Source organism: Dyella sp. NPDC103356 (assembly GCF_055584465.1).
This window is the reverse complement of the sequence record NZ_JBVJLZ010000003.1, coordinates 1-14,813: the sequence shown is the minus strand read 5'-3', so window position 1 is coordinate 14,813 and position 14,813 is coordinate 1. Positions and strand designations below refer to the sequence as shown.

The following is a 14,813-nucleotide window of genomic DNA, read 5'->3' as shown; positions in this document are numbered from 1 at the left end:
GCCGACGGGGTATCCCTGTCGGTCAGCCTAGGGCTGCGGACGAGCGATCGGCCAACTGCGGGAAGCGCGCCCGGATTGCCGTGCGAATGCTTGGCAGGTCCAGCCCAGCCATGGTCAGCACTTCTTCGCGGCTGCCATGTTCAAGGTAGCTGTCGGGCAGGCCCAGGTGCAGGATCGGCTTGACGATGCCATGGGCGGCCAGACATTCGGCGACACCGCTGCCGGCGCCGCCGGCGATGGCGTTGTCTTCGAGCGTGACGAAGGCGTCGTGCGTCTTGGCAAGGTTGACGATCATCGCTTCGTCCAGCGGCTTGACGAAACGCATGTTCACCAGCGTAGCGTCCATTTCGGCGGCAATTTCCGTCGCCGGCGCGAGCATGGCACCGAACGACAGGATGGCCAGGCCGTGGCCGCGACGACGCATCTCGGCCTTACCGATCGGCAGGGTGTCGAGCGCCTTGTGAATAGCCGCGCCGGTGCCGGTGCCGCGCGGGTAGCGGATCGCCGCGGGGCCGGCATAGTGGAAGCCGGTGGTCAGCATCATGCGGCATTCGTTTTCGTCGGCCGGCGCCATGATCACCATGTTCGGCAGGCAGCGCAGAAACGACAGATCGAAACTGCCCGCATGCGTGGCGCCATCGGGGCCGACCACGCCGGCACGGTCGATTGCGAAGGTGACATCGAGATTCTGCAGTGCAACGTCATGAATGGCCTGATCGTAGGCGCGCTGCAGGAAGGTCGAGTAGATCGCCACCACCGGCTTGGCATCCTCACAAGCCATGCCCGCGGCAAGTGTCACGGCATGTTGCTCGGCGATCGCCACGTCGAAATAGCGGGTGGGGTATTCCTTGGAAAAACGCACCAGGCCCGAGCCTTCGCGCATCGCCGGCGTAATGCCGAACAGGCGCGTATCGGCGGCGGCCATATCGCACAACCAGTCGCTGAAAATATCGGTGTACGTGGGTTTGCTCGGCGCGTTCTTTTTCACTAGGCCCGCTTGCGGATCGAACGGACCCACCGCGTGGTATTCGATCTGCGCCTGTTCGGCGGGCGCGTAGCCCTTGCCCTTGGTGGTGATGACGTGCAGCAGTTGTGGACCAGGCAGGTCTTTGACCGTGCGCAGGGCCGCCAGCAATTGCGGGATGTTGTGACCGTCGATCGGGCCTGTGTAGTGAAAGCCCAGTTCTTCGAACAGCGTGCTGGGCACGAACATGCCCTTGGCGTGCTCTTCCCAACGCTTGAAGAAGCGGCCGAAGAACGATTGCTTCGGGATGGCGCGCTTGGCGCGCTCGCGCCACACATTGAGCGTGCGGCTGGACATCGCGCGCGCCATCATCTTGGTCAGGGCGCCGACGTTCTCGCTGATCGACATGCCGTTGTCGTTGAACACCACCAGCATGTTCGGTTCGACGTCGCCACCGTGGTTCAGCGCCTCGAAGGCCATGCCGGCGGTCATCGCGCCGTCGCCGATCACCGCCACAACCTTGCGGTTGTCGCCCTTGCGCTGCGCGGCGATCGCCATGCCCAGCGCGGCCGAGATCGAGGTCGAGGAATGGCCGACACCGAACGTGTCGTACTCGCTTTCTTCGCGGCGCGGGAACGGCGCCAGGCCGTCCTTTTTCTTGATCGAGGTAATGCGATCGCGGCGACCGGTGAGAATCTTGTGCGGATAGCACTGATGCCCGACGTCCCACACCAGGCGATCGCGCGGCGTTTCGAAAACGTGGTGCAGCGCGACCGTCAGCTCGACCACGCCCAGACCCGCGCCGAAGTGGCCGCCGGAACTGGCGACCGATTCGATCAGGAATTCGCGCAGCTCATCGGCGACGGCGGGTAGCTCTTCGTCGGGGACGCGGCGCAGATCGGCCGGCGCATCGATCTGCGCCAGGTGAGGGAAGCGGGTAAGGTCGGTCATGGGGCGTATTGTTGAACCAGCGGCGGGGCGGGGCAAGGGCAGGGAAGTGAAAAAGTCATGTCCGAGCGTCCGTTATCCAAGGGCTGGCGCCGTTCTGCACGCCCTGCGCACGGCCTGGCCGGCAGGCTGCAGGCTGGCCACCGGGACGCCCTCCATGAGCATGCACACCACCTTCGGCCGTTTTGCGGCGGCTACCGCACGCTATTCAGGTAAGCCGGCGGCCTTCGTCGTCGCCGCCTTGCTGATCGTCGTCTGGGCCGCCACCGGCCCGCTTTTTGGTTTTGGCGATACCTGGCAGCTGGTAATCAACACCGGGACCACGATCATTACGTTCCTGATGGTGTTCCTGATCCAGAACACACAAAACCGCGACACGTCAGCCTTGCAGATCAAGCTCGACGAGCTGATTCGCTGCAGCAAGGCGCATAACGCACTGCTGAACCTGGAGGAGTTGGACGACCAGACCCTGGAGCGTATCCGCCGCCATTATTGCCACCTGGCCGAGCTGGCACGCGACGACCTGGAGCATTTCGAGGACAGTTTGCGGCCCGGTGACAAGCGTTGAGTGCCCGGCGGGCGCTCAACTCATCTGGTGGCGGCGATTGCGCGGCAGGTGATTGACCAGGAATTCCATCTGGTCGGCCAGGATGTTGCGGTTAGACAGGATCAGGTGCTCGACCCAGCTTGGCCGGTAGGGCACCGCCAGCAGCGGCATATTGGCCTGCTGCGGTGTGCGGTTGCTCTTTTTCAGGTTGCAGGCCAGGCAGGCGCTGACCACGTTTTCCCATTCGTCCTTGCCGTGCTTGGAGATCGGCATGACGTGGTCGCGGGTCAATTCGCCACGGCTGAAATGGTTGCCGCAATACAGACAGATATAGCGGTCGCGGGCAAACAGCGCGGTATTGGTCAGCGCTGGCGCGGGGTCGATGGCATGGTCGCGGCAATGGCCGGTGCTGGCGACGATCGGATGCAGCCGCAACTGGCTCTGCTCGCCGCTGTCGCGGTTATGGCCGCCATGGACCGTGATGCAGGGGTCGCCCAGGGTCCAGGCCACCGCCTCGCGCACATAGAGGCAAACAGCGTCCTGCCAGCTGATCCAATCGAGGATACGGCCGGCTGCGTCCAGCGACAGCACACGGGTCGAATTCAGATCGGCGACCCGGTTTGGCACTTCCATCAGCATGTCTCGTCCTTCAAGCAAAGCGAAAGGTCGGTTTTTGCGATGTTGCGATGTCGCGCAGCATAGACCATTTCGTATTGCAAAACTTGTGCAAGCCGCTGATCGGGCTGGCCGAATCCCCGGGCGGCATAGGGATTTCCGGGGCCACCAAAGCGCTGATATAGTGGGCGTCCATCTGTAGACCCGACGCCGGGTTATTGGGAGGGGATGCCATGGGTGGCAGCCCCGGCACGGCGGGGCAGAGGTAAGTGACGTGGCTGAAGTTCTTTTCTACGAGCGCCCTGTGCCGCTCAACCGTACCCAACATAAGGATCTGCGCCTCAAGGGTTTGCAGAGCCTGAAATTTGCTTCCAATGTGCATTCCGTGCCGCTGACCGGCGTGGAATTTGCGTTGGCCGCACGCGACATGCCGATCCTGTTCGCCGGGGCGAGCGTGGAAGACGCCGGCCCGATGGCCTTGCTGGGTCTGCGCCAGAACGAAAACCTGTTCGTCGATGCCAATGGCGTGTGGGAAGCCAACACCTACGTACCGGCTTTCGTGCGCCGTTATCCGTTCGTGCTGGCCGAAAAGCCGGCCGGCCAGGAAGGCGACGATTTCACCGTGTTCCTGGACGAGGCCTATGAAGGTTTCGGCAGCAACGACGGCGACCGTCTGTTCAAGGAAGACGGCACCGATAGCGAGATTCTCGCCAATGCCGTGAACTTCCTCGGCGAGTTCCAGCAGCACGTCGGCCGCACGCAGTGGTTCATGCAGCAGCTGCGCAAGCACGACCTGCTCGAACCGCGCAATATCCGCCTGGAAAAGGACGGCAAGACGATCAACTTGAACGGCCTGTTCGTGGTCAACGAGAACAAGCTGCGCGAGCTGGACGAAAAGACCGCCCACGAGTTCCTGCGCGAAGGCGTGTTCGGCTGGATCTACTCGCATCTGCTGTCGCTGGCCAATATCGACCGTGCGGCCCAGCGCCTGGATTCGCGCGAGTCCAAGGAAGCAACGAAGAACTAAGCGTCTTCGCAGCATCTGTATGAACGAAAGTGGCGCTTCGGCGCCACTTTTCGTTTTGGCGTCCGGTCAGTGAACCGGCTTGGCCATGCGTACCAGGTCGGTGCCGAAGCCGGCCGCTTCATACAGCGCACGGGCACGCTCGTTGCCCGGCAGCACGGCCAGGGTAATCAATTGGCAGCGGTGTTCGCGTGCCCACTCCTGGGTATGTTCCAGCAGTGCCTTGGCCACGCCCCGGCCTTCGTGCGCCGTGACCACGGCCAGGTCGGAGATGTGGCAGTTGCTGCGGCCGGTGAAGAAATCCTGCGTCTTCTGCAGGTGAATAAATCCGACACGTTCACCGCTATCGTCTTCGGCGATGAACAGGTAGCTGTTGGCGGGCTCGTCTTCGAGATGGCGCAACAGGTCCTTGCGGATGCCGTCGATGCATTCGTGTCGGCGGCGCCAGGCGGGCAGCGGGAAATCGACGAAGCGGGGAACCAGGCCGAGAATGAAATCGTCATCGTCTTCGGCCAGGCGGATCAAAAACGTCGTATCGCTCATGGGTAAACCGGGCAGCGTTGAGGGACGTGCTGGTTCTACACCTTTCAAAGCGTTTCGCGAAAGTCCCGAACGCACTGGCATGCGTTCGGGACGTAAGGCTCTGTTATGCCACCGAAGGCAGCGTATCTACGCCAGCTTCGATCGAGGCCTTGTGCGTCAGGCAACGCGGCAGGATGCGGCTGAAGTAGAAGTTAGCCGTATCCAGCTTGGCCTGTCTGGCGTTCGCCGACAGGCTGCCGGCCGCAGCGGCGCTGCGTGCCCACATGTAGGCAAGCGACGCGTAGCCGGAGTAGTACAGGTAATCGACGGCGGCAGCACCGAGCTCTTCCGGGTTGCCTTGCACGCGCTGGGCGAGCTTGAGCGTCATTTCGCCCCATTCCTTGGCGATGACCGAGAGCTGGCCGATCAGTGGACGGATCGATTCATTGCCGGCGTGCTGCTGGCAGAAACCGGCGATCTCGCCGAGGAAGTGCTTGAAGCCGACGCCTTGCAGCTGAAGAATCTTGCGGCCGAGCAGATCGGCCGCCTGGATGCCGGTGGTGCCTTCGTACAGCGTGATGATGCGCGCGTCGCGTACGAACTGCTCCACGCCATTCTCGGCGATGTAGCCGTGGCCACCGTAGATCTGCAGCGCTTCCTTGGTGCTTTCCTGTGCCAGCTCGGTGACCATGCCTTTGGCGATCGGGATCAGGAACGCCACCAGCTCGCTGGCCTTGTTGCGCTCTGCTTCGTCGTTGGCGCGACCTTCGATATCGGTCTGCAGGGCGGTATAGAGCAGCAGCGCGCGCGAACCTTCGACGATCGCGCGCTGCGTCAACAGCATGCGCCGCACATCCGGCTGCACCAATAGGTTGTCGGCCGGCTTGTCGGGGAATTTCGGGCCCGACAGCGCACGCGACTGCAAACGCTCGCGGGCATAGTTGAGGCTGTTCTGCAGCGCACGCTCGGCCAGCGCCAAGCCCTGCACACCCACCGACAGGCGCGCTGCGTTCATCATGGTGAACATCGCCGCCAGGCCCTTGTGCGGCTGGCCGATCAAAAAGCCTTCGGCGCCGTCGAAATTCATCACACAGGTGGCCGAGCCGCGAATGCCCATCTTGTGTTCGATCGCACCAGCGGCGACCGCATTGCGAGCGCCCAGCGAGCCATCGCCGTTCACCTTGAACTTCGGCACGATGAACATCGAGATGCCGCGACTGCCGGCCGGCGCGTCGGGCAGGCGGGCCAGCACGAGGTGGACGATGTTTTCGGCCAGGTCGTGTTCGCCGGCGCTGATGAATATCTTGGTGCCGCTGATGCGATAGCTGCCGTTCTCGGCGGGTTCCGCGCGGGTCTTGAGCAGGCCCAGGTCCGAGCCGGCCTGCGGTTCGGTCAGGCACATGGTGCCGGTCCAGCGGCCTTCGACGATCGGCTTGAGGTATTCGTCTTTCTGCGCGTCGGTGCCGTGGATTTCCAGAGCGTGGCAGGCGCCTTCGGACAGCAGCGGATACAGGCTCCATGCGAGGTTGCCGGCCTGGAAGATTTCCATCGTCGCGGTGCCTAGCGCATTGGGCAATGCCTGGCCGCCAAATTCCTCGGCCTGGGTCAGGCCGGCCCAGCCGCCGTCGGAGAAGGCGCGGAACGCTTCCTTGAAACCCTTGGGCGTGGTGACAGTCTGGGTCGCCTTGTCGTAGCGGCAGCCTTCTTCGTCGCCCGGCCCATTGGTCGGCGCCAGCACCTGTTCGCTCAGACGGCCGGCTTCTTCGAGCACGGCATCGAGCAGGTCGCGGGTATGGCCGTCGCCGCCCTGCAAAGCCGTCAGCTTCTGCTCGGCGCCGAGTACGTCATAAAGGGCAAAACGCAGATCGTCGAGCGGGGCCTTGTAGATCGTCATACAGGTAAGTCCTCGAAAGCTTGGGTCGTGATCGGTGCTACCGCATCAGCGATAGGTATTGGGAATGCCGGGGACCGGCGAGAACCAGTCGTTGCCGTGAAACGCAAAATCGCGAGAGTCTTTTTCCTGCTCCGGCTTGGCGTTGGCGCGTCCGGTGACGGAGTAGCCCAGCGAACCCGAGCTACCCTTGGCGGCCAGGGTCTTGATCGCCGCGGTCATATCCGCTGTCGGCAGCACGTTGACTTCGGTGACGTCGCCGGCGAAGGCGGGGATATCCAGATCGAAGCCGGCATGGATGCGCACCGGGATGCCGTCGGCCACTTTCAGCTCGCCATCGATCGAGTGGAAATCCATGCTGCCGTAGCTGTTGTTCTGGATACGCACCGTCAACTGCCATTGCCCGTCCGGGCGCACCTTCATCTCCTGGATCGTCACCGAAGGCGGGAACACGCTCTTTTTTGGCGGGCCGCAGGCGGCCAATCCAGTGACGAGGGCACCCAGGGCGATCAGGCGGAGGATTCGTTTCATGAAATCGGACCTCAAACGATTGTTTGAATATAGCAGAATAGCGAGGAGTGAGTGGAGGGGAGTGAGGAGTGAGAGAAGAGCTTCCACGCCCCTCGAAGTTCCCTGCTGCAGAAGGGTTTGGGGTGACAGAGAAGTAGCGAGCGAGGGAGCTGTCAGGCCCCAAGCGCGCGCTCTCACTCCTCACTCCTCTCCACTCACTCCTAAATCTAAGGCATCATCTGGAATTCCCATCAGATCAGATCAGACATTCATGACCCGACGCATTGTTGCCCGCCGCTCGCCGATCCATGGCAATGGCGTTTTTGCCGTGGATACCATCGCCAAGGGCGAGCACGTCATCGAATACAAAGGTACGTTGATGACCGACGCCGAGGCCGACAAGATGTACGGCGATGGCGGCGAGACGGGGCACACGTTCCTGTTCACGCTCAACGACGAATACATCATCGACGCCAACCGCAAGGGCAATACGGCGCGCTGGATCAATCACAGCTGCGACCCCAACTGCCAGGCGCTGATCGACGAAAGCGAGAGCGGCGACCCGCGCAAGGACAAAGTGGTGATCGAGGCGATCCGCAAGATCAAGCCCGGCGAAGAGCTCACCTACGACTACGGCATCGTGCTGGATATGCCGCACACCGCGCGCCTGAAAAAGGTCTGGGCCTGCCGCTGCGGCTCGCCCAAGTGCATCGGCACGATGCTCAAGCCCAAGAAAAAGTAACGCCAGGCTAAGAATCGGGTGGGCCGGCCAGCCGCATTGAAGCGGCGCAAACGACCGGCCTATACTCGACGCTCAAGTGTCCGCCGTGGGGGCCGGGCACGTGAGCGCAGCTAGGGAACGGGGATTCATGGAAGTCAGTCCGTATGCGGCACCACCGTCGCGCGTCGATGACGTCGCGCCCGGTGGGCTTGACCTGGAAGTGCACAAGGCAGCCTGCGGCGAGCGGTTGGATACCGCTATCGTGATCAACGATTGATCCCCGCCTGATGCTCGACACCATCCGTCAGATCGAAACGCCCGAAGGCGTGTTTTTGCGGCTACCGGCAGCAGGTGCCTTGCCGCGGGCGCAGGCGTGGATGATCGATTTCGCCGTGCGCGCCGCGGTGTTCTGGGCGGTGATGATTCCCCTGTCCATGTTCGGGCGAGCCGGTATGGGTATCGGCGCCCTGATCATGTTCGTGCTGACCTGGATCTATTCGGTCGTTTGCGAGGTGTGGTTCAACGGGCAGACGCTGGGCAAGCGCGCGATGTCGCTGCGCGTTGTCAGCGCCGATGGTGCACCGATCACGCTGGTGCCGTCGGTCGTGCGAAATCTGCTGCGCGTGGTGGACATGCTCCCGGGCGTGTATGGCGTGGGGCTGGCAAGTACCTTGATCGATCCGTATGCGCGTCGGCTCGGCGATGTGATTGCCGGCAGCATGGTCATTCATACTGCCGAGCTGCATGGCGGTACGCAGGTCCCGGTCGTGCCCGCGGAGGTGCCTCCGGTCGGCTTGTCCAGCGAAGAGCAGGCGGCCATCGTCGACTTTGCCGAACGCTGCCCGCAACTGACGCCGCAGCGGCAGCGCGAACTGGCCGATCTGTTATCGCCCTTGACCGGGCAGATGGGCGACGCTGGCGTGCGGCGTCTGGTCGCCTATGCGAACTATCTATTGGGGCGGCCATGAAACAGGAACGTTTCGTCGCGCTGCACACGCATGAGTGGGATGAACTCGAGGCCTGGTTGCGGCAGGTGGAGACACGCCCCAACCCGACCATGCGCACGCCTCAGGCGGTATCGTTTCCGGGCACATACAGACGTCTATGCCACCACCTGGCACTCGCCCGTGCACGCGGCTACAGCCGGGAAGTCACCGAACGGCTGCAGCGTATCGTCGATCGTGGCCATCGTCTGCTCTATCGGCCACCCGCGCCACGCTGGCAGCGCGCGGCGACGTTCCTGGTCGCCGGTTTTCCGCGTCTGGTACGCAAGGAATGGCGTTGCATGGCATTGGCCGCCGCCTTGCTTTATCTACCGGCGCTGTTCTGCCTGGTACTGGTGATGATCAAACCGGAGTTCGCGCACAACGTCTTCGGCAGCAAGGAGTTGAACGAATTCGAGCAGATGTACGACCCGAGCAACAAGCATATCGGTCGCAGCAGCGGTACCGATCTGGGCATGTTCGGCTACTACATCATGAACAATGTCAGCATCGCTTTTCGCACGTTCGCGTCCGGCCTGGTCTTCGGCATTGGCGCTGTCTATGTGCTGGCGATGAATGGTGTGATCCTGGGCGCTTTGGCCGGGCACTTGGACAATATCGGTTACGGCGCGCCGTTCTGGCGTTTCGTCGTCGCGCACTCCTCGTTCGAACTGACCGCAATCATGATCGCCGGCGGCGCCGGGTTGCGACTGGGGCTGACCTTGCTGGCGCCGGGCCGGCAGCGGCGCGGACCGGCCATGGTGGCGGCCGGCTGGGTCGGTGCGCAGCTGGCCTTGGGCGCGTTTGCGATGCTGGTGGTCGCCGCCTTTATCGAAGCCTTCTGGTCGTCGGTCGCATCGTTCCCCGACTGGTTGAAATACGGTAGCGCCGCCTTGCTATGGGCCTTGGTTGTGCTCTGGCTGTGGCGTGGCGGGGCGAGGGGCGACGATGGAGCTTGAACGGATCGGTGTCGTTCTGCGTCCACGCACGTCGCGCGAAGCGGTCGACCTCGGCGTGGCGATGCTGCGCGAGCATGCCGTTGCAGTGTGGTCGGCGTGGTTCGCTCTTACGCTGCCGATCGCGGTGATCTGTATCGCAGTGGGTTCGCTGGTCGGATTGCCCTGGCTGGGTCTGCTGCTGTTGTGGTGGATGCTGCCCTTGTTCGACCGCTTGCCGGTGTTCGTGCTGTCGCGTGCGGTATTCGACCGCGCGCCGGGTTGGCGCGAAACCCTGCGCAGTCAGCGGAAAATGCCCTGGGGCGGTACCTTCGCATCGTTAAGCTGGCGTCGCTTCGATACCCATCGCGCCTTGCGCCTGCCGCTGGAGTTGCTCGAAGGCCTTACCGGCAAGCAGCGTGGGCCGCGCTGGCGCGTATTGCGGCGAAACATCAGCGGTTCGGCCGCGATGCTCACCTACGGCTGCCTGCTATTGGAACTGGTGCTGTTCTTCAGCGTGTTTCTGTTGATCGCGCTGTTCGTGCCGCACGAGCTGGTTTCCGATCCGTTCGGTGGCCTGTTTCGTCACAACCCGCAGGATTCGTCGGAAAGCTTGTCGATCTTCGTGTCGATCGTCGGCTACTTCGCCATGAGCGTGATCGAGCCGTGGTATATCGCGTCGGGTTTCGGGCTTTACCTGACGCGGCGCACCCAACTCGAGGCCTGGGACATCGATCTCGCGTTTCGCCGCATGCGTCACCGGCTGATGAATGCCGGGCGTGCATTGGCGCTGGTACTTGCCTGTCTGATTTTTCCGCAGCTATCGCATGCGGCCGACGAGAAAAAGGCGGCGCAACCGCAGCAAAGCGTACAGCTCGACAAGGTGTTCGATCCGCTGAAACAGGGTGGCGACAGCGCGTTCGGTCGGGCCGCGTCGCAGGCCTATGAAGACAAGCGCTTCGGACGGCCGATCAAGAAACTCGAATGGGTGCCGCGCCAGCTCTTCGATGAGTCCAAGCCCGAGAAAGTGAATCTTGAGCCGCCTGCTGTGGGCAACCTCTTTGCCGGCGGCATCAATATCCTGCTGTGGTCGCTGTTGGCGGTGGTCGTCATCATGCTGGTGATATTCGGAATGCGGCACCTGCGCCTGCGCGCCCCGGTCATCGGCAAGCCGAGCGAGAAGCTGCATACCAGCGTCACGGAGTTGCCGACCGAAGCACCGCTTCCGGACGATCTGGCCGGCGCGACACGCATGCTGTGGCGCAGTGGAAAGCGGCGCGAAGCGCTGGCCCTGCTGTATCGCGGTTGTGTCGAACAGGTTGCCGCCGCATCCCATAACGACGTACCCGACGACGCCACCGAGGCCGAATGCCTGCGACGTGCACGTGCACTGGATAATGAAGAGCACCGTCAGCGTGCCGTGGCCATCGTGCGTACCTGGCAGTACGCCGCCTACGCCGATCGCTTTCCCAGCGAGCATGAAATCGATGCGCTGCTGACCGGCTGGCCGGCGCAGACAGGGCGGGTGGCATGAACCGCGTAACGGTCTCCATCGTGCTTGTGGTCTTGACCTTGATCGGTCTTGGCACGTTGGGATTCTTCCGTGCGTACGAGCGTAAGGAGGTCGAGACCTACGAGCCCGCCCATGGCGAGGCGCGCTACAACCGTTTCTTCGCGCTGCAACGCACGCTCGAGCAATTGCACGTGCCGGTGAAGTCGGTCACGTCGTTGAATCCGGTGCAGGTTCCCCTGAAACCCGGAGACACAGTGGTCCTCGGTGCCGGACTCACGCGCATCGATAACGCCGATGCCGAACGCCTCGCCGACTGGGTAAGCGATGGCGGCAACCTGATCCTGGAGCCGGGCTCGGCCGAGATCGCCACGCATACGCCGTTGTTCGATCATCTGAAGCTGATTCAGTCCAAGAGTGCGGGTTTCAGCTGCACCAAGGTCGTCACCGGCGAGGGCAAGAGCGATAGCTTCGATCTTTGCGGTACGCGCATGCAGCCGCGAAGTCGCGAGGACATTGACGCATCGATCGGCGATGCCAAGACGGGATATGTGTTCCTGCGCTTCCAGGTCGACGACGGTACCGTGAGCCTGCTGGGCAGTCTCGGCGCCCTGAGCAATGAAGGGCTGCGCGGTCAGGCGCAACAGCGCTTCGTGCGGCGCCTGCTCGATCCGGGTTTTGGTGAGGGACGTGTCTATCTGATCTATGCGCTGGATGGTCCGTCGTTCTGGATGAAATTGCTGACGCAAGGATGGCCGGCGCTGCTCGCATCGAGTCTGTTGCTTCTCGCCTGGGCGGCGGCGCGAGGCGAGCGCCTGGGGCCGATGATTCCCATGCCTCCGATACAGCGACGTGCCTTGCTGGAACATATCCAGGCGGCCGGCGAATTCCTGTTTCGTCGCGATAGCGGCTATACCCTGCACAGCATGGCCTGCCGCACGGTGCTGGCGCGTGTGCGCCGCATGGATCCGATTTGCGTCACGCTCGACGGCGACGCGCTTTACGAGCGCCTTGCCGAACGTTACCGCCTTGATCCCGCGCTGCTGGCGCGGGCCTTCCAGACACCCGCGAACGCCATGGCGTTTCGCGACAGCCTTGCCATCCTGGCGCGACTCAGGAGCCGCCCATGACCACCGATACCGCCCCCATCGTCGACAGCGAATCGACCCTTCCGCCGTTGCCGCTCAGCGAGCTGGCCGCACGCACAGTCGCCTTGCGCGAACAGGTCGCACGCGCTTTCATCGGCCAGAGTGACGTGTTCGACCAGGTGCTGCTGGCGTTGCTGGCCGCTGGTCACGTCTTGATCGAGGGCGTTCCCGGCCTTGGTAAGACGCTGCTGGTGCGTGCCTTGTCCGCCTCGGTCAGTTGCACGTTCGGACGCATCCAGTTTACGCCCGACCTGATGCCGACCGATGTCACCGGTCACGCCGTCTACGATCCGAAGGCCGAGCGTTTCCAGATTCGTCGCGGCCCGGTATTCGCCAACATGTTGCTTGCCGACGAAATCAATCGTGCGCCGGCAAAGACGCAGGCGGCCCTGCTCGAATCGATGCAGGAGGGGCAGGTCACCATCGAAGGCCGTCGCTTCCCGCTGCCTGCACCTTTCATGGTGGTGGCGACGCAGAATCCGATCGAGCAGGAGGGCACCTATCCGCTGCCCGAAGCGCAGCTGGATCGTTTCCTGATCAAGGTGGTGATCGGCTACCCGTCGCTCGACGATGAAAAACGCATGGTCGAGGAAGTGTTGAGTGGGCGCATTGCTGCGGGGCTGGATGTGTCGCGTGTCGAGCCGGTGCTGGCATTGAATGAATTGCAAGCTTTGCAACAAGGCGTCGCGTCACTGCATGTCGATCCGGCGGTGGTCGACTATGCCGTGCGCATTACGCGCGCGACACGTGAATGGCCGGGTGTGATCGGCGGCGCGGGCCCACGCGGAGCCCTTGCCCTGGTGCGCCTGGCGCGCGCGCAGGCGGTGCTGGATGGCCGCGATTTCGTCACGCCCGACGATGTGCGCGCTGTCGCGCTGCCGGCGTTGCGTCATCGCCTGATGCTGGCACCCGAGGCGTTGATCGAGCGGCAACGAGCCGACGATGTGTTGAAGGCCTTGTTGCACAAGGTGGCTGCGCCGCGCCAATGATGCGACCGGGGCTGACGCTGTTGGGACTTCTGTTCGGCTGGACCGCTGTCGGCGTTCTGGCCAGCATCGGCTGGGTCCCGTTGTCTTGGTGGCTGGCATTGGGCGGGCTGCTGGTGCTGTTGGCGGCGATCGACGGTTGGCGCCTTTATCGCGAACCCAGTCCGCGGATCGTGCGCGAACTACCGCCGGTGGTGCCTCTGGTCAGCGAGTGGAAAGTCGGTCTGCATGTGCGCGCTGCTGCCAGGCGTGCCCAGACGTTCGATCTGCATGACCTGCACCCGGGCGAGTGGCCGGTGCGCGGTATGCCGCGTCGACTGAGTGTTGCGCCCGGTCGTGAAGTGACGCTCGATTACGCCGTATCGCCAAGCGGTCGCGGACAGTTCCGTTTTGCCGGCTGTCATGTGCGGCTGCGTTCGCCATGGCGTTTATGGACGCACCGGCGTATCGCAGGCGACGAGGCAAGCTTGCGCGTCTATCCCAATTTCGCGCCGCTCGCGGAAATGGCGGGTCTGAGCGTCGAGGTGGCTTCACGTAGCGTCGGTGCACGTTTGCAGCGGCGCCGCGGCGATGGCACGGAGTTTCAGGAGTTGCGTGACTACCGCATCGGCGACAGCCTGCGCAAGATCGATTGGAAAGCCACGGCACGCATCGGTCGACCGATTTCCCGCGAGTACCGCGACGAGCGCAACCAGCAAGTGGTGCTGTTGCTCGATGGTGGCCGGCGCATGCTGGCGCAGGACGATCGTCTATCGCATTTCGATCATGTGCTGAATGCGTCGCTCGCCTTGGCCTATATCGCACTACGTCAGGGCGATGCGGTGGGCATGCTGGCGTGCAGTGGCGAGGACATGCGCTGGCTGCCGCCACAGCAGGGCAGCGGTGGCATGGATATGCTGCTTGGCGCCGGTTACGACCTGCAGGCACAGCCGGTGGCAACCGACTACGTCAGTGCGGCCAGCACATTGCAATTGCACCAACGTCGGCGTGCTTTTGTTGTGCTGATTACCAATGTGCGCGACGAAGACGATGAAGAGTTGCGCATGGCTGTGTCGATGTTGTCGCGTCGACATCTTGTGCTGGTGGTGAGTCTGCGTGAGTTGGCGCTCGACCAGGCCGCTGGGGAGATTGGCGAAAGTGTGGAGTCGGCGGTGCGCAGTGCATCGGCGATGAGCTATCTGGCTGAGCGTGAGGCGATGCATGAGAAATTGCGGCGGGAAGGGGTGGCGGTGTTGGATGTGACCTGTAATGAGTTGTCTGGGCGGTTGATTGAGCGGTATCTGGCTGCCAAGCGGGATGGGCGTTTGTAGGGAGTTTCAAAACACTTCCCTCATCGCCGCCTATCCCTCTCGTCATTCCGGCGAAGGCCGGAATCCAGTGGCGACAGTGCTCGGTTCTTGCCTGGGTGTTCGGGCGACCTGGCCGCTTACGCAGCGGGCGTTTCGAACGCCTGCCGGCGTCCGAGTCACTTTCTCTTTGCTGGCCCACGCTTGCGCGTAGCGCATGCGA

General features: G+C 63.0%; 15 protein-coding genes. 10 read left to right on the top strand and 5 right to left on the bottom strand.

Annotated features, from left to right (window positions below; genetic code table 11):
- Positions 1–22: 22 nt before the first annotated feature.
- Complete coding sequence (gene dxs, locus ACZ6WW_RS07050; RefSeq protein WP_465273581.1) at positions 23–1,915, bottom strand: 1-deoxy-D-xylulose-5-phosphate synthase; 1,893 nt, start codon at positions 1,913–1,915, stop codon at positions 23–25.
- Positions 1,916–2,069: 154 nt separating this feature from the next.
- Here dxs and ACZ6WW_RS07045 point away from each other — a divergent pair, with 154 nt between their 5' ends.
- Positions 2,070–2,480 carry a low affinity iron permease family protein gene (locus ACZ6WW_RS07045; RefSeq protein WP_465273580.1) on the top strand — a complete coding sequence of 137 codons (411 nt, stop codon included), beginning with the start codon at positions 2,070–2,072 and terminating at the stop codon, positions 2,478–2,480.
- 15 nt (positions 2,481–2,495) lie between these two features.
- Here ACZ6WW_RS07045 and ACZ6WW_RS07040 read toward each other — a convergent pair whose 3' ends face one another.
- Positions 2,496–3,098 (bottom strand): HNH endonuclease, encoded by a 603-nt coding sequence (locus tag ACZ6WW_RS07040; RefSeq protein ID WP_465273579.1) that lies wholly within the window; start codon positions 3,096–3,098, stop codon positions 2,496–2,498.
- Positions 3,099–3,348: 250 nt separating this feature from the next.
- Between ACZ6WW_RS07040 and ACZ6WW_RS07035 the strand changes: the two genes are divergently transcribed.
- On the top strand, positions 3,349–4,101 hold the full coding sequence (locus ACZ6WW_RS07035; protein WP_281850166.1) for a SapC family protein: 753 nt from the start codon (positions 3,349–3,351) through the stop codon (positions 4,099–4,101).
- Between the two features lie 66 nt (positions 4,102–4,167).
- Here ACZ6WW_RS07035 and ACZ6WW_RS07030 read toward each other — a convergent pair whose 3' ends face one another.
- The 3 genes from ACZ6WW_RS07030 to ACZ6WW_RS07020 form a co-directional block, all read right to left on the bottom strand.
- On the bottom strand, positions 4,168–4,641 hold the full coding sequence (locus ACZ6WW_RS07030) for a GNAT family N-acetyltransferase (RefSeq protein WP_281850165.1): 474 nt from the start codon (positions 4,639–4,641) through the stop codon (positions 4,168–4,170).
- Between the two features lie 103 nt (positions 4,642–4,744).
- Positions 4,745–6,514 carry an acyl-CoA dehydrogenase C-terminal domain-containing protein gene (locus ACZ6WW_RS07025; protein ID WP_465273578.1) on the bottom strand — a complete coding sequence of 590 codons (1,770 nt, stop codon included), beginning with the start codon at positions 6,512–6,514 and terminating at the stop codon, positions 4,745–4,747.
- 45 nt (positions 6,515–6,559) lie between these two features.
- Complete coding sequence (locus ACZ6WW_RS07020; protein ID WP_465273577.1) at positions 6,560–7,042, bottom strand: hypothetical protein; 483 nt, start codon at positions 7,040–7,042, stop codon at positions 6,560–6,562.
- Between the two features lie 250 nt (positions 7,043–7,292).
- On the opposite strand from ACZ6WW_RS07020, the gene ACZ6WW_RS07015 reads away from it, so the two are divergent.
- The 8 genes from ACZ6WW_RS07015 to ACZ6WW_RS06980 all read left to right on the top strand — a co-directional run bounded on the left by ACZ6WW_RS07015 (position 7,293) and on the right by ACZ6WW_RS06980 (position 14,614).
- Positions 7,293–7,763 (top strand): SET domain-containing protein, encoded by a 471-nt coding sequence (locus ACZ6WW_RS07015; RefSeq protein ID WP_281850162.1) that lies wholly within the window; start codon positions 7,293–7,295, stop codon positions 7,761–7,763.
- Positions 7,764–7,890: 127 nt separating this feature from the next.
- On the top strand, positions 7,891–8,019 hold the full coding sequence (locus tag ACZ6WW_RS07010; RefSeq protein ID WP_465273576.1) for a hypothetical protein: 129 nt from the start codon (positions 7,891–7,893) through the stop codon (positions 8,017–8,019).
- 10 nt (positions 8,020–8,029) lie between these two features.
- Positions 8,030–8,710 (top strand): RDD family protein, encoded by a 681-nt coding sequence (locus ACZ6WW_RS07005; RefSeq protein ID WP_281850160.1) that lies wholly within the window; start codon positions 8,030–8,032, stop codon positions 8,708–8,710.
- The gene (locus ACZ6WW_RS07000; RefSeq protein ID WP_465273575.1) at positions 8,707–9,684 is read left to right on the top strand and encodes a stage II sporulation protein M; all 978 of its coding nucleotides are present in this window, start codon (positions 8,707–8,709) and stop codon (positions 9,682–9,684) included. The genes ACZ6WW_RS07005 and ACZ6WW_RS07000 overlap by 4 nt, the downstream gene beginning before the upstream one ends.
- The gene (locus ACZ6WW_RS06995; RefSeq protein ID WP_465273574.1) at positions 9,674–11,194 is read left to right on the top strand and encodes a DUF4129 domain-containing protein; all 1,521 of its coding nucleotides are present in this window, start codon (positions 9,674–9,676) and stop codon (positions 11,192–11,194) included. Before ACZ6WW_RS07000 ends, ACZ6WW_RS06995 begins: the two co-directional genes overlap by 11 nt.
- Positions 11,191–12,300, top strand: a complete 1,110-nt coding sequence (locus ACZ6WW_RS06990; RefSeq protein ID WP_465273573.1) for a hypothetical protein — start codon at positions 11,191–11,193, stop codon at positions 12,298–12,300. Before ACZ6WW_RS06995 ends, ACZ6WW_RS06990 begins: the two co-directional genes overlap by 4 nt.
- On the top strand, positions 12,297–13,307 hold the full coding sequence (locus tag ACZ6WW_RS06985; RefSeq protein WP_281850156.1) for an AAA family ATPase: 1,011 nt from the start codon (positions 12,297–12,299) through the stop codon (positions 13,305–13,307). Before ACZ6WW_RS06990 ends, ACZ6WW_RS06985 begins: the two co-directional genes overlap by 4 nt.
- A complete protein-coding gene (locus ACZ6WW_RS06980) occupies positions 13,307–14,614 on the top strand; it encodes a DUF58 domain-containing protein (protein ID WP_465274037.1) in 1,308 nt (435 codons plus the stop codon). Before ACZ6WW_RS06985 ends, ACZ6WW_RS06980 begins: the two co-directional genes overlap by 1 nt.
- Positions 14,615–14,813: the final 199 nt, after the last annotated feature.